A 16,287-nucleotide genomic window follows, 5' to 3' on the forward strand; every position below is an offset into this window, starting at 1 on the left:
TTGCGCGGAGGTCGGCTTTGCGCAGTAGCCTTTGTGGCGAGGGAGCTTGCTCCCGCTGGGCTGCGTAGCGGCCCCAAAAAATTTACGGCTGCTGCGCAACCGAGCGGGAGCAAGCTCCCTCGCCACAGAGATTTCTTTTTACTGAAGACAGTGTCAGGCCTTGCGGGCGGCCACCCGCCAAACCCGCGCGATGTCACTGGCGCGCTCACGCAGCAATCGCGGCGCCTCGGTGCAGGCCTGCTCCAGGGTCATCGGCCCGCTCGCCAATGCAAAAGCCGCATCAATGCCATGCTCGTACAGCGCCTGATACCCCTCGCCCAAGGTGCCGGCGATGACGATGACCGGCACGCCCTGCTGCCGGGCAATGCGCGCCACGCCAAACGGGGTTTTGCCGCGCAATGTCTGGGCATCGAAACGACCTTCGCCGGTGATCACCAGGTCGGCGCCGTTGACCGCCTCGGCCAGCCCCACCAGTTCGGCGACCACTTCCACACCGGCCTGGAATTGCGCGCCAAGAAACGCCTTCGCGGCAAACCCCAGACCGCCCGCCGCGCCACTGCCCGGTTCATCGCGCACGTCCTTGTCCAAGGCTTGCGCACAGAGTTCGGCAAAGTGCCCGAGAGCAAGGTCCAGTTGCTGGACTTGCTCGGGCGACGCACCTTTCTGCGGGCCGAAAATTGCTGACGCCCCCTGAGGGCCGCACAGCGGATTATTGACGTCGGCGGCGATGTCGAAACGCACGCCGGCCAGACGCGGATCAATGTCGCTCAAATCGAGACGGGCCAGTTGCGCCAGCGCCAGACCACCCGGCGCCAGGGTTTGGCCCTGGACATCCAGCAGTTTCACCCCCAAGGCCTGCATCGCCCCGGCGCCGCCGTCGTTGGTGGCGCTGCCGCCAATCGCCAGAATCACTCGTTGCGCCCCGGCATCGAGCGCAGCGCGGATCAATTCGCCGGTGCCGAAGGTGCTGCTGGTGCAGGCATCGCGCAGGTTCGGCGGCACCCGTTGCAGGCCACTGGCCTCGGCCATTTCGATGATCGCGGTGTGGCTCTGCGGCAACCAGCCCCAGGCGGCATCGACCGTGGCGCCCAACGGCCCACGAACACGGGTGCGGCGCAGTTCTCCGTCGCACGCGGCCAGAATCGACTCGACCGTGCCTTCGCCACCATCAGCCATCGGGCACTTGAGCAATTGTGCATCTGGCCAAACCTGCGCCAACCCCAGCGCAATGGCCTCGGCCACACCCTGGGCACTCAAGCTATCCTTGAACGAATCGGGGGCAATGACGATTTTCATGCGAATTCTCCAGTTCCAATGCGTCCATGCTGCCAGCAGGCCTGAACAATAACGCCGGTCCGCTGCACAAGCGGCCATGTGGATTATTGTTCATTTCCACAAAACCCTTGTCCGCACTGGTCGTCGTAGCAGCTGCCGAGCCTGCGAGGCTGCGTTCGGCGGCGAAGCCGTCGTGAAATCATGCGGCGCGGTGTGTCAGGTAAGCCGTATTTATAGAATTTACGACGACTGCGTCGCCGAACGCAGCCTCGCAGGCTCGGCAGCTGCTACGGAGCGGTGGTCGGCAGCTCGGTTTGTGGCAGGAGCTGGACGCCAAGGTACAGTGCGAGCATTCCGTCGAGCTTCAGCGGGTCGACGCCGCTGAGTTCGGCGATCCGCTCCATGCGATAACGCAAACTGTTGCGGTGGATACCCAGGGCATCGGCGCAGGCCTGGCTCTGGCCGTCGTGTTCGCACCAACTGCGCAACGTCGCCAGCAGTTGGCCGTTGCCATCCTTGGCGATGACTTTACGCAGCGGCCGCAGCAGTTCATCCAGCGCATCGTCGTCGCGGTGCCGCCAGAGCATCACCGGCAGCCGATAACGGTTCAGGATCAACAAGCGAGAATGCGGCAACACATCGCGCCCGTAGGCCAGCAAATCGCCGACCCGTCGATAGCAGCGACGCAACCCCGACAAGCCGTCGGCCTGCCCGCCCACGGCGATGCGCAAAATGTTCCAGCCCAGGCCATCGAGCTTTTCCAGCAATCGTTCGTTCTCGACCGCAGGCGTCGCCGGGCGGCACCAGAGCAACGAAGATTTGGCCGAGCTCACGCACCAACTGTCCGGGTAGCGCGACATCAGCCAGGCGCTGAGCGCTTCGACGGTCTGGCTCGGGCCGTGTTCGATGCCCAACTCGAACAGATACGGCACCCGTGTCAGCTGTGGCTTGAGCCCCAGTTGCTGCGCTTCGTCCAGCAACCGTGGCGAATCCCCTGCTTCGCTCAACAGCAATGCCAGCAGATCGTCGCAACGTTGGCGCCGCCATTGCTGCTCGGCTTGCTGATTGCGCTGGGCGACCAGCATCTCGGCGGTCATGCGCACCAGTTCGGCGTAGGTGCGCAATTGCTCCGGTTCGCCAGTAATGCCCAGCACGCCGATCAAACGCTGATCGAGCAACAGCGGCAGATTAATGCCCGGCTGCACGCCTTTGAGATGAATCGCCGTTTGTGCGTCGATCTCCACCACGCGCCCGTTGGCCAACACCAGTTGCGCGCCTTCGTGACGGGTGTTGATCCGCTCCGGCTCGCCGCTGCCAAGAATCAGCCCCTGACTGTCCATGACATTGACGTTGTACGGCAGGATGGCCATCGCCCGGTCGACGATGTCCTGGGCCAGGTCGTGATCGAGTTCAAACATAGCGGGGATCCTTGAAAGCGTGATGGGGCGGCTTGTTCAGCCGCACAGGCCAGGGTCGCAAACCCTGTGCTCAGGCACAAAGACAACCACCCAAGGGGTGGCCGAGACTCACCGGGCGATCAACGTTACCCTTGCGTCGCAAAAAATCATAATAAAGAGAGAGCCCGCCATGTCACAGAGCGCCACCGCTACCCTGGCCAACGCTGACGACAAGAACGCCGTCTACAAACGCATTACCTTGCGTTTGATACCCTTCATCTTCATCTGCTACCTGTTCAACTACCTCGACCGGGTGAACGTCGGGTTTGCCAAACTGCAGATGCTCGACGCGCTGAAATTCAGCGAAACCGTATACGGCCTCGGTGCCGGGATCTTCTTCATCGGCTACGTCCTGTGCGGCGTGCCGAGCAACCTGGCCCTGACCAAGTTTGGCCCACGACGCTGGATCGCGTTGATGATGATGACGTGGGGCGCGCTCTCGACGTGTCTGCTGTTCGTCACTACACCCACCGAGTTCTACACCCTGCGCCTGTTCACCGGTGCCGCCGAAGCCGGGTTCTTCCCGGGCGTGGTGCTTTACCTTTCGCAGTGGTTCCCGACGTTCCGCCGTGGCCGCATCATGGCGCTGTTCATGTCGGCGATCCCGGTGTCGGGCCTGCTGGGCAGCCCGTTTTCCGGCTGGATCCTCAACCACTTCGGCGCAGGCCAGGCCGGTTTGGCCGGCTGGCAGTGGATGTTCCTGCTGCAAGGCATCCCGACCGTGATCCTCGGCGCCCTCGCCTACTTCCTGCTCAGCGACAGTTACGCCAACGCCAAGTGGCTGACCCCGTACGAGCGTTCAGTGCTTGAAGCCGACCACGCCGAAGACCTGGCCAGTAAACCGAAAACCACCACCGACTCCTTGCGGGCAGTGTTCAAGAACCCGGCGATCTGGGCGTTCGGCCTGATTTATTTCTGCATCCAGAGCGGTGTCTATGCGATCAACTTCTGGTTGCCGTCGATCATCAAGAACCTGGGTTTCAGCGATAACCTGGTGATTGGCTGGTTGAGCGCGATTCCGTACCTGCTGGCAGCGGTGTTCATGTTGATGGTCGGTCGCTCGGCGGACCTGCGCAAAGAACGTCGCTGGCACCTGGTGGTGCCGATGCTGATGGGCGCGGTCGGCCTGTTGATCGCCGTGAACTTCGCGACCACCCCAGCCATTGCAATCCTCGGCCTGACCCTCGCCACCATGGGCGCCCTCACCGGCTTGCCGATGTTCTGGCCGGTGCCGACAGCGATGCTCAGCGCCGGCGCGGCGGCCGGTGGCTTGGCGTTGATCAACTCCATGGGGCAGATGGCGGGTTTCCTTAGCCCGTATCTGGTGGGTTGGGTCAAGGACAGCACCGGGTCCACCGATGCGGCGTTGTACCTGCTGGCGGGTGTGATTGTGTGCGGCAGTTTGCTGGCGTTGCGCATGACCCGGACGTTGCGGGTTTAAGGTGCAGCGAAAACAAAAGCGGCCCTCCCGGGCCGTTTCTCATTCCATGCGTTCGCAATTGCTTCTGTGGCGAGGGAGCTTGCTCCCGCTGGGTTGCGAAGCGACCCCAATCCCGGTGATCGCGGTTTTTCAGACATACCGCATGCCCAGGCTTTGCGACTGCTGCGCAGCCGAGCGGGACGGTGCGGCGATCCGACAAGCTCCCTCGCCACAAGGAGTGCTCTCACTACAGACTTTCGTCAGCCTTGCGGATCGAGGTTATCCAGCACTCGGTTGACAGCCAGCTCCCCAAGCATGACCACCGATTGAATCCCCAGCATCATGTTGCGATGGGGCATGTCCATCAATCCGGCGAATTCAGTGAGCATCATGCTCGCTGACGCCAGGGATTCGCAGGCGTTGACCAGCAGGGTTTCGTTATCGACTTTCTCACCGACATGGTAAATGGTGCTGGGTTTGCGCTTGGTGACTTTGGGGGTGGGTGGTTTGAGGTAATGGTCGAGGGCGCGCTCGGCGGCTTCGTTGAGTTTTTTGGAATCGGGGGTTTCGTAGGGGGAAACGTCGTCCACTTCAGGTGGATTTGGCGTTGGTTTGAACATAGATGAAACTCCTAAAGCGCTTAAAAGGAGCCATCACCCTCGCTACCAAACGATGGGTGGAGGCCATACGCAGGTTGGTAGACCGGGCTCTAGGAAAACGGCGCACCCGAAGGTGCCCTGCGCATGACCACCATAAAGACGAGACGAAAAGGCTCGGCAAAAGGCAGTGCTTTGCAATTAGAGACCCGGGCTACCAAACCCGATCGCTGTTTTTCAGCGACAGAGAAACGATATAGCCCAGGCCAAAGATGCACTAGCCGGCGGATTCTGGCGCAGTCGTAGGCAGCGGCGCAAGAATATGTAGCCTTAGTGAGTATCTGGAAATGTCTTTTAAACATCGTCCTTAAACGCCCACCAGACTCCCCGCCTTGGCATCCAGCTCAATCACCAAACCACCCGGCATCTGCACGAAAATCTGCCAGATCCCGTCCTCCGGCACCTGCGCCACCTGATACGGCAAACCGCTGGCCTGCACCCGTCGCAACACCGTGGCAGCGTCCTCATCGGTGCGAAAGGCAATGTGGCTCAACGCCGTTTCATCGAACGTCGGCTGTTCGATTACATGCACCAGCGCCTGCGCATCCTGATACAACCAGCGTCCAGGGAACGGGAATGGCGGGCGGCGTCCCGGCGCCAATCCCAACAACGAACCGAAGGCCTCCTGCAACGGTTGCCCGTCGGGGGTGTTGAAGGCCAGATGATCAAAGTGCCAACTCATAGCAACCCTCCTCCGTCGACGTCGATGACGGTGCCGCTGATAAAGTCGTTTTCCATCGCCAGAATAAACGCTGCCGCCAGATCTTGTGGGGTGCCGACCCGGCCCACCGGCAATGCGGCGGCGGTACGGGCAAACATCGCGGCGCGTTGCGTTTCGTCCATTCCGGCGTAAGCCTCGGTGTCGGTGACACCGGGACTTATGACGTTGACCCGGCGCGGTGCCAGTTCCTTGGCCAGTTGCTTGCCCAATGCCTCCAGCGCCGCATTCAAGGTGGTTTTGATGAACTGCCCGGCGACAAATTTGCGCGACAACAAACCCGAGGTCAGCGTGATGCTGCCATGTGCGCTCAGGTATGGCAGCGCGACCTGAATCGCCCGCAGCGCGCCCCAGAATTTGACATCGAAGGCCTGTTGGGCGTGCTGCAAATCGCTGTCAGCCAACGGTTTGGCACTCACACTCGGACCGGCCGTGATCACCAGATGATCGAAAGGGCCGATACGCTCGAACAGCTGTCGCAACGACGCTTCATCGGTGACGTCCGCCGCTTCGTGTCGAATCTTTGCATCATGGTCGACCGCTGGCTGGCGGCGACTCGCCGCGACCACACGGGCCTCACGCTCGGCTGCGGCCCGGACGACGGCGGCGCCTATTCCACTGCTGCCACCGATCACCACGACGGTCTGATGGTGCAAGCAAGCGTTGAGTTGTGTCATGAGCTGATCTCCGGTCGGGTTAGGGAGATTCAATCTTCTCCGGTTGCCAATCGAAGAAAAATCCCGGTAAATCAGAAGGATCTTTAAAGGATTTTTACCAATGAGCTCGATTCTCGACCTGGAGATCTTCGTTCGCACCGCCGACTCCGGCAGCATTTCCGCCGCCGCCCGCGCCCTGGAGCTGACTCCGGCGGCGGCCAGCATCGCCCTCAAACGCCTGGAAACCCGCCTCGGCATCCGCTTGCTGGCCCGTTCCACGCGAAGCATGCGCCTGACCGAAGAAGGCCGGCGCTATCTGGATAGCGTGCGCCTGGCACTGGCCGCGCTGGCCGAAGGTGAGCAGGCGTTGAAGCAACAGACCCAAGGCTTGAGTGGTGTACTGCAATTGGCGGCGCCGTCGGACTTCGGGCGCAATGTGCTGTTACCGTGGCTAGATGATTTCAAGCGCCAACACCCCAACATTCAATTGCAACTATTGCTCAACGATCGACATGCCGACCTGTTCCGCGAGACGGTCGATGTGGCCCTGCGCTTCGGTGTGCCGAGTGACTCGACGCTGGTGGCGCTACCTATTCTGCCGCAGCATCGGCGCGTGGCCTGTGCCAGCCCCGAGTACCTGACCCGCCGTGGCACGCCGCAGCATCCCGAGGAACTGGGCGAACACAGTGCCCTTCTCTACCTGCGCAATGGCCGACCCTACAACCATTGGCGTTTCAGCCGTGGCGATGAGGTGCTGGAGGTTGATGTGCATGGCGACTATCTGAGCGATGACGGCGAAGTTGCCCGCCGCTGGGCCTTGGCCGGGCATGGCATCGCCTACAAGGCCTGGCTCGACGTCGCCGCCGATGTGCAGGCCGGGCGGCTGGTGACGCTGTTCGATGACTGGCAAGGCGAAAGCGTGCCATTCAATTTGCTCTGCCCGCATCGGGTGCAGGTTTCGGAGCGGGTCAAGGTGTTGCAAACGTTCTTGCAGGAGCGTTGTGAGGCACTGCGTCGATAATTCAGATTGCTCCGCGCAGCGGTTCTGGTATTTGATTAGGGCTTTCTGACCGGTAAAAGGATTTCGTCATGAGCTATCGCACGCTGGGTCATTCGGGTTTACAGGTGTCGACCCTCACATTGGGCACCATGATGTTCGGCGAACAGACCAGCACCGAAGATTCCCTGCGGATCATCGGCAAGGCCTGGGACCAGGGCATCAACTTCATCGACACCGCGGACGTGTACACCAATGGCCGCTCCGAAGAGATCGTCGGCGAAGCGATCGCCAGCCACCGCCACGAATGGGTGCTCGCCACCAAGGTCGGCTTCGGTCCAGTGGACGGTGTGCCGAACCGCAGCGGTTTGAGCCGCAAGCACCTGTTCAATGGCATCGACGCCAGCCTGACGCGGTTGGGCACCGATTATCTGGACATCTATTACCTGCACCGCGAAGACCACAACACGCCGCTGGAAGTCACGGTGTCGGCCATCGGCGATCTGATTCGTCAAGGCAAGATCCGCTACTGGGGCCTGTCGAACTATCGCGGCTGGCGCATCGCCGAGGTGATTCGTTTGGCCGACAAACTCGGCGTCGACAGGCCGGTGATCAGCCAGCCGCTGTACAACATCGTCAACCGTCAGGCGGAAACCGAGCAGATCACCGCCGCGCAAAACTATGGCCTCGGCGTGGTGCCTTACAGTCCGCTGGCGCGCGGTGTGCTCAGCGGCAAGTACGCGCCGGATGTGACACCGGACGCCAACAGCCGCGCCGGTCGCCAGGACAAACGCATCCTGGAAACCGAATGGCGGGTTGAGTCTTTGCGCATTGCCCAGCAGATCCAGCAATACACCCGGGACCGTGGCGTGGGCATCGTTGAGTTCGCCATCGCCTGGGTGCTGAATAACAGCGCCGTCACCTCGGCCATCGTCGGCCCGCGCACCGAAGAACAGTGGGATGGGTACACCAAGGCCCAGGCGGTGAAAATCACGGCGGAAGATGAAGCCTTTATCGATTCGCTGGTGACACCGGGGCATGCGTCGACACCGGGGTTCAATGATGTGAGCCATTTTGTGCCGGGACGCAAACCGCGTTCGGCTTGAGATTTATCAAGGGCAAGCTCGCTCTCACAGGTTCTGTGTCGATCTGCTGACTATGCTTCGACGAAGTTACTTGTGGGAGCAGGCTTGCCTGCGATAGCGATTCAACATCCACCGCGATGTTGAAAATATCAATCACCTGGCCAATATTCAGCACAAAAACCACGTATCCTGCGCGCCCCGTTTGACCTTCAACCCGCGAGGACAGTTTGTCTAAAGGTATCGCTCTATCGGTCACAGCCTCGATGCTGTTTGCCGTCATGTATTACTACACCTCACTGCTCTCCCCCTTGAGTGGCGTGGAGATTTTCGGTTGGCGGATGTTGCTGACCGCACCATGCATGACCGTGTTCATGGTGGTGTCCGGCGAATGGAAACGTGTGGTCGAGATTCTTCGGCGGCTGGCCGCCAAGCCGAAGTTGCTCATCGCCCTGATCGGCTCGGCAGTGCTGCTGGGCCTGCAACTCTGGTTGTTCATGTGGGCGCCACTCAACGGCTATAGCCTTGACGTGTCGCTGGGGTACTTCCTGTTGCCGCTGTCCATGGTCCTGACCGGGCGAATCGTCTATGGCGAGCGCCTTTCCTATCTGCAGAAAATAGCCGTGTTCTTCGCCAGCCTCGGCGTGCTCAACGAGTTGTATCAGGTCGGCGGTTTTTCCTGGGCGACGTTGCTGGTGGTGATCGGCTATCCGATCTATTTCATCCTGCGCAAACGCCTGGCCACGGACAACCTTGGCGGGCTCTGGCTGGACATGGCGTTGATGCTGCCGGTGGCGTTCTGGTTCGTGCAGGGAGGTGAACAAGGTTTTGGCGTGTTCGATCAACATCCTTGGCTGTCGCTGTTGATTCCCCTGCTCGGGGTGATCAGCGCTTCGGCACTGGTGGTCTACATCATTGCCAGCCGGCTGCTGCCGTTCAGCCTGTTCGGGTTGTTGAGTTACGTCGAGCCCGTGCTGTTGCTGGGCGTTGCGTTGCTGTTGGGGGAAAGCATCAAGGCCGGCGAATGGCTGACTTACATTCCGATCTGGCTGGCGGTGGCGGCGTTGGTGTTTGAAGGGTTCAAGCATCTGGTCCGGCAACGACGCCGGCCAATGTAATTGCATGATTCAAAAAAAAGCCCGGCCAGCATTGCTGCTGACCGGGCTTTTTCACATCAGGAACGGCTTAATCGGTGGAGAGCACACCGCGACGAACCTGGTCGCGTTCGATGGATTCGAACAGAGCCTTGAAGTTGCCTTCGCCGAAACCATCGTCGCCTTTACGCTGGATGAACTCGAAGAACACCGGCCCCATCAGGGTTTCCGAGAAAATCTGCAGCAGCAGGCGCTTGTCGCCAGGTTCGGACGAACCGTCCAGCAAGATGCCCCGTGCTTGCAGTTGATCGACCGGCTCGCCGTGGTTCGGCAAACGGCCTTCGAGCATTTCGTAGTAGGTGTCCGGCGGCGGCGTCATGAAGCGCATGCCGATTTTCTTCAGGCGGTCCCAAGTATCGATCAGGTTATCGGTGAGGAACGCCACGTGCTGGATGCCCTCGCCGTTGAACTGCATCAGGAACTCTTCGATCTGCCCGGCGCCTTTGGACGACTCTTCGTTCAGCGGGATGCGGATCATGCCGTCCGGCGCGGTCATCGCCTTGGATGTCAGGCCGGTGTACTCGCCTTTGATGTCGAAGTAACGGATTTCGCGGAAGTTGAACAGCTTCTCGTAGAAGTTGGCCCAGTAGGCCATGCGACCGCGATACACGTTGTGGGTCAGGTGGTCGATGATTTTCAGACCGGCGCCGACCGGGTTGCGGTCCACACCTTCGATGAATACGAAGTCGATGTCGTAGATCGAGCTGCCTTCACCGAAACGGTCGATCAGGTACAGCGGCGCGCCGCCGATGCCTTTGATCGCCGGCAGGTGCAATTCCATCGGACCGGTTTCGATGTGGATCGGCTGGGCGCCGAGTTCCAGGGCACGCTTGTAGGCCTTTTGCGAATCCTTGACCCGGAACGCCATGCCGCACACCGACGGGCCGTGCTCGGCCGCGAAGTACGAGGCCACGCTGTGGGGTTCGTTGTTGAGGATCAGGTTGATCGAGCCCTGGCGATACAGGTGCACGTCTTTGGAGCGGTGGGTCGCGACCTTGGTGAAGCCCATGATCTCGAAGATCGGCTCCAGGGTGTTCGGGGTCGGCGATGCGAATTCGATGAACTCAAAGCCCATCAGGCCCATTGGGTTTTCGTATAAATCTGCCATTTTGGCGCCTCATCATGCTTTTAGAATTAACGGATCGTTAGTTGCTAGCAATGCTGAGACCGGCGGGTGGCGCGCAGGAGATGCCCCTCACGCTGCGGGCGAGGAAGTCACCGTAGATCAATTGGAACCCAAATATCTTCATTGTCGACCCAAGGCTCTTGCGGGCGAGGCTTCTGCTGCCAGAAGACGATTATTCTTATATGCGTAACCGGATTCTACACAGCGTAAATCAGTTTGTCCGCCTTCTTATACAATCCCCTTTTTCGTGGCCTGCGCAAGCGGTTTGTTGCACAGGAAAATCCCCGCCAAGATCAGCCCGCCGCCCAGGCACATCGCCAGTGTCAGCTGTTCGCCCAGCAACAACGCGCCGAGAAGAACAGCAGTCAACGGGTTCAAGGCGATGAACACGCCCGAGCGCGTCGCACCGATTTTGCGGATGCCGTCGTAATAACCAATGTAGGCCAATGCCGAACCCAGCACGCCCAGGTACATCAGGCTCAACCATTGTTGCGCGCCGAGCCCGGTGAGCGCCGCGACACTCAACTCGCCCCGCACGGCGCTGGTCACCCAGAGCATCAGCGTGCCGAGCCAAATCGAGTACGTCACCGTCTGCACCGGCCCCAGTGTTTGATTCAGGCCTTTGGAGAACAGCGAATAAATGCCCCAGCCGAGCACGCAGCCGAAGATCAACAGATCGCCGATCCAGGCATCGGCATTGCCGTCCAGTAACTGCGGATTGCGGCTGACGATCACCAGGCTGGCGCCAGCAATGCAGATCGCAATACCAGCCACTTTCGCCCGACTCAGCCGCTCCTTGAACAACAGCCAAGAAGCCAGGCCGATCACCGCCGGGTTCAACGCCACGATCAAAGACGCCCGGGACGCGTTGATGTAATGCAGCCCGTAAAAGAAGCACAGGTTGTAGAAGAAAATCCCGAAGAATCCCAACAGCGCCAATTGCAACCATTGCCTGGGGCTGGGTCGCACCAAGGGCACCCGCGCCAGCAGCAGGAACACCAGCAACGCCACGCTCGCCAGCAGGAACCGCAGACTCGCAGCGAATAACGGACTGAGGCTGTCGGCCAGAAACCGCCCGGCGACGAACGTCCCGCCCCAGATCATGGTGACCGCCGCCAGTTTCAGATAAACCGGCACATCCGAAGAGTTCGCAAGGGTCTGTTCACACGTAGTCATAAGTCTCCACCGCCAGAAATCGGGCATGTGGCGTATCATTCGACTAATGATCGATCATCGTAAAATGAGTAAAAACTCATGACCCTCACTCAACTCGAGATTTTCTCGCTGGTGGCCGAATTGCGCGGCTTCACGGCGGCCGCCCATCGTTTGGAGATTTCCCAGTCTGCGGTCTCCCACGCACTCAAGTCGCTGGAACAGGAATTGGGCGTCGAACTGCTGCGTCGGCATCAGTCCCAGGTCGAGCTCAGTGATATCGGCCAGCAGCTATTACTGCGCGCTCGGGCAATGCTCGGGCTGGCCAACACTTTGCGTCAGGAGGCGGCCGATTCACGCGGGATGAAAACCGGCACTCTGCGTATAGGCTCGTTCGGCCCGACCTCATCGATCAAGCTGTTGCCCAGGATCTTGCAGCACTACCGCGCCTCGCATCCGGGCATCGAGGTTCATATCGATGAAGGGCCGGATCGCCAGGTGATTCAGTGGCTGGAAGAACGGCGTATCGACATCGGCTTCGTGGTGTTGCCCCAAGAGCGTTTCGACACCGTGGCCTTGATCGAGGACCAGATGGTCGCGCTGCTGCCTGCCGACCATGTACTGGCCGGTCGCGGCAGCTTGCGCCTGAACGACTTGTGCCACGACCCTTTTGTGCTGACCGAAGCCGGGTCTTCGGAGCTGGTGTCGCGCCTGTTCAATACGGCGCGATTGACGCCGAACATTCGTTATCGCTGCTCGCAGTTGCTCAGCACATTGGACGTCGTAGGCCGTGGCGATGCCTTGACTGTCGTCGCCGAAAGCTCACTGCCTGACGACCACGACAACCGCTACGTGAAAAAACCGCTGTCGCCCCCCATCAGCCGCCAAGTCGGTCTGGCGGTGCTCGATCAGCGTCAGTCATCCCCCGCGACGCTGGCCTTTATTAAACTGGCCTCAAGATTGATTAAAGGTTGAGCGGCATAAGGGCCGATAGCCAACTATCATGGCTGAACTCTTTTGGGAGGCATGTCGACCTGCCAACCTTTGAGAGCCCTCTTTTATCGCGATGGATTTGCGAATGCCACTGAACGTCAAAAGTCGCCGCAAGCGTGGCACCCGAATCACTGTGACTGTTTTGAGCGGATTGCTCCCGGTGTTGCTGGGAGTCGCCATTCTCTATCTGCAGGCTGAACGTACCCTCAAGCAAAGTACTGAACTGACTGGCGAAGAATCCATTCGCCAGTTCGAACTGATGCTCGACAACACCGCCCAAGCGGCGCAGGAGCTCCTGCCGCTGGCTGGCAAAAACTGCAATGACGTCAAACTGGCCTTGCGCGAACAAGTTACGCGCCGGCCCTTCGTGCGCTCGACCAACCTGGTGTGGGACGACAACCTCTATTGCAGTTCGTTGTTCGGTGAATATCAGGAAAAGGTTAATCCCGGCGACTACACCCAAGGCCAGTTATGGCTCATGAACGGCAACCCGGTCACGCCCAATACCGCGCTGTTGGTGTACCGGCTCAGCGAAGGAAATAAAGGGGCATTGACCACGCTGAACGGTTATCACCTGAGCAATGAATTGCGCCTGATCGGCCGCAAGACATTACTGTTGCTACAAGTCGGTCCCAACTGGTTGTCCGCCGACGGCAAAGTTCACGAGGACGCCCTGCCCGCCTTGCCGGTAGCACAAAGTACGCTGACGTCCTCGCGTTATGCCTTTACGGTGGCCGCAGGTTTCCCCGAAGGAGAAACCTGGCGTTACATGCGTAGTGAATACCCGCCACTGTTCAGTCTGTTGATGTTCTTCGGCGTGGTGTCAGGTTCGATCGGGCATGTGCTGCAGAAGCGCTCGATGTCGCCCAGCCGTGAAATGCAGCGGGCGCTGGAGGCAGCAGAATTCATTCCTTACTTTCAGCCCGTGGTGCATGGCGACAATAAGCTGTGGTCCGGCACCGAAGTATTGATGCACTGGAAACATCCCAGGGAAGGCCTGGTGCGTCCGGATCTGTTTATCCCGTTTGCCGAACATTCCGGTCTGATCGTGCCGATGACCCGCTCGCTGATGCAACAGACCGCCACATTGCTGGCGCCCTTGTCGGCATCGTTCGAGGGGCCATTCCACATTGGCATCAACATCACCGCCAGTCATTGCCGGGATCTTGCGCTGGTCGAAGACTGCCGTGAATTCCTCAGTGCTTTTGCACCGGGCAGTGTCCATTTAGTGCTGGAGTTGACCGAGCGCGAACTGGTCGAACCGACAGCCATCACCCTGCTGTTGTTCGAACGGCTTCGCGCGCTGGGCGTGATGATCGCCATCGACGACTTTGGCACCGGCCATTCAAGCCTCGGTTACTTGCGTCAGTTCAATGTGGACTTCCTGAAAATCGACCAGAGTTTTGTCGCCATGATCGGTGTCGACGCCCTCTCCCGGCACATTCTGGACAGCATCATCGAACTCTCGGCCAAACTCGATCTGGGCATCGTCGCCGAAGGGGTGGAAACCGAGGAGCAAAGTGACTATCTGACTGCCCATGGCGTGAACTTTCTGCAAGGTTATCTGTTCGGCCGGCCGATGCCCGGCGCAGAGTTCATTAGAGCATTAAGTGATCATTAACTAACCACGTTAAGCGCCGGAATCATGATGATGCGCGCCAAATTGAATCAAAAGACTACTCTTGTTACATGAAGAAAAAGTCAGGATTTACTCTTGGCCAATTAACTACTACAATTTTTCATACCTGTGCAAAATCGGCAGGCGTGCCATTATCACCGAGTCGCTTCAAGGCTCTTGGCTTATAGCTTTGTTTGCGGTTGGTTTCAGCCAAACACACTATTGGAGTAAAGATATTGTCCAGACTCGCTGAATTCCGTGCAGCTGAAAAGGCCCTTCAAGAACAGCTCAAGCAGTTGGAATCTTTGAAGAACGATGCCGGTCTCAAAAAAGAAATCGAATTCGAAGAAAAGCTCCAGGGGCTGATGAAAACCTACGGCAAGAGCTTGCGCGACATCATCGCCATCCTCGACCCGCACCCGGCGAAATCCGGCCTGCAGCAGGCAACCGCCCCTAAAACCCGCCGCGCTCGCGTGGTCAAGGTTTATCAGAACCCGCACACGGGTGAACTGATTGAAACCAAGGGCGGCAATCACCGCGGCCTGAAAGCCTGGAAGGAACAATACGGTGCAGCCACCGTTGACTCCTGGCTGCGTGCCTAAGCGCTCACGGTAATAAAAAAGCCCTGCCAATGCAGGGCTTTTTCATGGATGCCGTCTAAAATGCGACGATAGTCGCCGATCAACTCGCTATAGACTGACTAACTTTGTGCTTAATCCGTTTGGCTATCTAAAAATCCGGGCCATGCTCAAAAGCGTGGGTACAGAAACCTTAAACTAAAGTTTCAAGCTGTTTCGAGCTGCCTCTATGTCGCCCTGACTTGCCTTATAAACCTCAGCCTGCCCCGCGTAGGAAAGAACATAGGCTTTATCGCCGTCGACTGCGGCGACCAATGTTTGAGACAACACATGTCGACCGTTCTGGGTAATGGTGCAGGTAGTTTCCAGCGCCGATAACCGGCTCAAGGCAGTCGGATGAATTTTGTTGCAGACGCTCTGATAGCCGCCCTGAAAAAAGTCCTTCTGCACAGACTTGCGCATTTCCAGCAACACACCTTCCAGATTCACCTGATGACCGCTTTCCACTTGAGTCATGGTCAACTCCATCACCATTACCGGTGTCCCGTCCTGGTCGTTTTTTACCGCGCGCTGCCGGGAAACCTGAGGCTTGGCCTCGTCTTGCGGAACGGTCTCGACAGTCCATCCATTGGGCCAGGTCACGACCGGAGCTTCTGCATCAGCACGGGTAACACCTGAAAGCAGACACATCAGGACGAACATCAATTGACAGGGTCGGATCATTGTAATGAACACTCACGGATTGAGCCGCGAAGTCTGAGCTTCACCCGCCCGGCAGGCAAGCCTGCGGTTTTGGTTTGGCGATGCCAGGGCCCTTGCGTATCATTGTGAGCATTCTTGGAATTTCCGGAGGGCCCATGAGCCTGCACGAACTCAATACATTTCCTGGCGTGACCGCCCAACCTGACACCGCCACCCAGAAGTTCGTCTTCAACCACACCATGCTGCGGGTCAAGGACATCACCCGGTCCCTGGATTTCTACACCCGCGTCCTGGGTTTCTCGCTGGTGGAAAAGCGTGATTTCCCGGAAGCCGAGTTCAGCCTGTACTTCCTGGCGCTGGTCGATAAAAACCAGATCCCGGCCGATGCCGCTGCCCGCACCGAGTGGATGAAATCGATCCCCGGCATTCTCGAACTGACCCACAACCACGGCACCGAGAACGACGCGGATTTCGCCTATCACAACGGCAACACCGACCCGCGCGGCTTCGGCCATATCTGCATCTCGGTCCCAGACATCCGTGCCGCGTGCGAACGTTTTGAAGCGTTGGGCTGCGATTTCCAGAAACGCCTGAACGACGGTCGCATGAAGAGCCTGGCGTTCATCAAGGACCCGGATGGCTACTGGGTCGAGATCATTCAGCCGGCACCGTTGTAAAACGATCGCAGCCTTGATCGCTCCCA

At 59.1% G+C, this 16,287-nt stretch carries 16 protein-coding genes; 8 read left to right on the forward strand and 8 right to left on the reverse strand.

The features are described from left to right. Positions 1 to 153 precede the first annotated feature (153 nt). On the reverse strand, positions 154 to 1,296 hold the full coding sequence (locus AC1DQM_RS03380; RefSeq protein ID WP_138867493.1) for a glycerate kinase: 1,143 nt from the start codon (positions 1,294 to 1,296) through the stop codon (positions 154 to 156). 266 nt (positions 1,297 to 1,562) lie between these two features. Then, complete coding sequence (locus tag AC1DQM_RS03385) at positions 1,563 to 2,693, reverse strand: sugar diacid recognition domain-containing protein (RefSeq protein ID WP_064617724.1); 1,131 nt, start codon at positions 2,691 to 2,693, stop codon at positions 1,563 to 1,565. Positions 2,694 to 2,862: 169 nt separating this feature from the next. Between AC1DQM_RS03385 and AC1DQM_RS03390 the strand changes: the two genes are divergently transcribed. Then, entirely contained in the window at positions 2,863 to 4,173 is a 1,311-nt protein-coding gene (locus AC1DQM_RS03390) for an MFS transporter (RefSeq protein WP_138867492.1), read from the forward strand. Between the two features lie 239 nt (positions 4,174 to 4,412). On the opposite strand, the gene AC1DQM_RS03395 is transcribed toward AC1DQM_RS03390, so the two are convergent. The 3 genes from AC1DQM_RS03395 to AC1DQM_RS03405 form a co-directional block, all read right to left on the reverse strand. After that, positions 4,413 to 4,772: a DUF6124 family protein gene (locus AC1DQM_RS03395; RefSeq protein WP_138867491.1), complete on the reverse strand. Its 360-nt coding sequence runs from the start codon at positions 4,770 to 4,772 to the stop codon at positions 4,413 to 4,415. A gap of 343 nt (positions 4,773 to 5,115) precedes the next feature. Further along, positions 5,116 to 5,490, reverse strand: a complete 375-nt coding sequence (locus AC1DQM_RS03400; RefSeq protein WP_138867490.1) for a VOC family protein — start codon at positions 5,488 to 5,490, stop codon at positions 5,116 to 5,118. Next, positions 5,487 to 6,203 (reverse strand): SDR family oxidoreductase, encoded by a 717-nt coding sequence (locus AC1DQM_RS03405; RefSeq protein ID WP_138867489.1) that lies wholly within the window; start codon positions 6,201 to 6,203, stop codon positions 5,487 to 5,489. The genes AC1DQM_RS03400 and AC1DQM_RS03405 overlap by 4 nt, the downstream gene beginning before the upstream one ends. Before the next feature lie 100 nt (positions 6,204 to 6,303). Between AC1DQM_RS03405 and AC1DQM_RS03410 the strand changes: the two genes are divergently transcribed. The 3 genes from AC1DQM_RS03410 (at position 6,304) to rarD (ending at position 9,379) form a co-directional block, all read left to right on the forward strand. After that, positions 6,304 to 7,203 (forward strand): LysR family transcriptional regulator, encoded by a 900-nt coding sequence (locus AC1DQM_RS03410; RefSeq protein WP_018929083.1) that lies wholly within the window; start codon positions 6,304 to 6,306, stop codon positions 7,201 to 7,203. Between the two features lie 68 nt (positions 7,204 to 7,271). Beyond that, complete coding sequence (locus tag AC1DQM_RS03415; RefSeq protein ID WP_018929082.1) at positions 7,272 to 8,285, forward strand: aldo/keto reductase; 1,014 nt, start codon at positions 7,272 to 7,274, stop codon at positions 8,283 to 8,285. A gap of 206 nt (positions 8,286 to 8,491) precedes the next feature. Then, positions 8,492 to 9,379, forward strand: a complete 888-nt coding sequence (gene rarD, locus AC1DQM_RS03420) for an EamA family transporter RarD (protein ID WP_026286642.1) — start codon at positions 8,492 to 8,494, stop codon at positions 9,377 to 9,379. Between the two features lie 67 nt (positions 9,380 to 9,446). Here the strand turns inward: rarD and hppD are convergent, their stop codons facing one another. Together hppD and AC1DQM_RS03430 are read right to left on the reverse strand one after the other, a co-directional pair. Then, positions 9,447 to 10,523: a 4-hydroxyphenylpyruvate dioxygenase gene (hppD, locus tag AC1DQM_RS03425; RefSeq protein ID WP_007935668.1), complete on the reverse strand. Its 1,077-nt coding sequence runs from the start codon at positions 10,521 to 10,523 to the stop codon at positions 9,447 to 9,449. Positions 10,524 to 10,769: 246 nt separating this feature from the next. Continuing rightward, a complete protein-coding gene (locus AC1DQM_RS03430) occupies positions 10,770 to 11,717 on the reverse strand; it encodes a DMT family transporter (protein WP_018929079.1) in 948 nt (315 codons plus the stop codon). 78 nt (positions 11,718 to 11,795) lie between these two features. Between AC1DQM_RS03430 and AC1DQM_RS03435 the strand changes: the two genes are divergently transcribed. The 3 genes from AC1DQM_RS03435 (at position 11,796) to AC1DQM_RS03445 (ending at position 14,906) form a co-directional block, all read left to right on the forward strand. Further along, positions 11,796 to 12,668 (forward strand): LysR family transcriptional regulator, encoded by an 873-nt coding sequence (locus AC1DQM_RS03435; RefSeq protein ID WP_064617707.1) that lies wholly within the window; start codon positions 11,796 to 11,798, stop codon positions 12,666 to 12,668. Between the two features lie 103 nt (positions 12,669 to 12,771). Then, complete coding sequence (locus AC1DQM_RS03440) at positions 12,772 to 14,307, forward strand: EAL domain-containing protein (protein WP_111453271.1); 1,536 nt, start codon at positions 12,772 to 12,774, stop codon at positions 14,305 to 14,307. A gap of 233 nt (positions 14,308 to 14,540) precedes the next feature. Further along, positions 14,541 to 14,906: a histone-like nucleoid-structuring protein, MvaT/MvaU family gene (locus tag AC1DQM_RS03445; protein ID WP_007935661.1), complete on the forward strand. Its 366-nt coding sequence runs from the start codon at positions 14,541 to 14,543 to the stop codon at positions 14,904 to 14,906. Positions 14,907 to 15,080: 174 nt separating this feature from the next. On the opposite strand, the gene AC1DQM_RS03450 is transcribed toward AC1DQM_RS03445, so the two are convergent. Next, positions 15,081 to 15,605, reverse strand: a complete 525-nt coding sequence (locus AC1DQM_RS03450) for a DUF4946 domain-containing protein (RefSeq protein WP_026286641.1) — start codon at positions 15,603 to 15,605, stop codon at positions 15,081 to 15,083. Positions 15,606 to 15,739: 134 nt separating this feature from the next. On the opposite strand from AC1DQM_RS03450, the gene gloA reads away from it, so the two are divergent. Further along, complete coding sequence (gloA, locus tag AC1DQM_RS03455; protein ID WP_007935657.1) at positions 15,740 to 16,261, forward strand: lactoylglutathione lyase; 522 nt, start codon at positions 15,740 to 15,742, stop codon at positions 16,259 to 16,261. Positions 16,262 to 16,287: the final 26 nt, after the last annotated feature.

The organism is Pseudomonas sp. 01L34 (assembly GCF_056400265.1).

Coding starts and splice junctions, on each gene's coding strand:
- gloA (WP_007935657.1), top strand. CDS start 15,740: ATGAGCCTGCACGAACTCAATACATTTCCTGGCGTGACCGCCCAACCT.
- AC1DQM_RS03440 (WP_111453271.1), top strand. CDS start 12,772: ATGCCACTGAACGTCAAAAGTCGCCGCAAGCGTGGCACCCGAATCACT.
- hppD (WP_007935668.1), bottom strand. CDS start 10,523: ATGGCAGATTTATACGAAAACCCAATGGGCCTGATGGGCTTTGAGTTC.
- AC1DQM_RS03450 (WP_026286641.1), bottom strand. CDS start 15,605: ATGATCCGACCCTGTCAATTGATGTTCGTCCTGATGTGTCTGCTTTCA.
- AC1DQM_RS03390 (WP_138867492.1), top strand. CDS start 2,863: ATGTCACAGAGCGCCACCGCTACCCTGGCCAACGCTGACGACAAGAAC.
- AC1DQM_RS03430 (WP_018929079.1), bottom strand. CDS start 11,717: ATGACTACGTGTGAACAGACCCTTGCGAACTCTTCGGATGTGCCGGTT.
- AC1DQM_RS03405 (WP_138867489.1), bottom strand. CDS start 6,203: ATGACACAACTCAACGCTTGCTTGCACCATCAGACCGTCGTGGTGATC.
- AC1DQM_RS03410 (WP_018929083.1), top strand. CDS start 6,304: ATGAGCTCGATTCTCGACCTGGAGATCTTCGTTCGCACCGCCGACTCC.
- AC1DQM_RS03380 (WP_138867493.1), bottom strand. CDS start 1,296: ATGAAAATCGTCATTGCCCCCGATTCGTTCAAGGATAGCTTGAGTGCC.
- AC1DQM_RS03395 (WP_138867491.1), bottom strand. CDS start 4,772: ATGTTCAAACCAACGCCAAATCCACCTGAAGTGGACGACGTTTCCCCC.
- AC1DQM_RS03415 (WP_018929082.1), top strand. CDS start 7,272: ATGAGCTATCGCACGCTGGGTCATTCGGGTTTACAGGTGTCGACCCTC.
- AC1DQM_RS03385 (WP_064617724.1), bottom strand. CDS start 2,693: ATGTTTGAACTCGATCACGACCTGGCCCAGGACATCGTCGACCGGGCG.
- AC1DQM_RS03435 (WP_064617707.1), top strand. CDS start 11,796: ATGACCCTCACTCAACTCGAGATTTTCTCGCTGGTGGCCGAATTGCGC.
- AC1DQM_RS03400 (WP_138867490.1), bottom strand. CDS start 5,490: ATGAGTTGGCACTTTGATCATCTGGCCTTCAACACCCCCGACGGGCAA.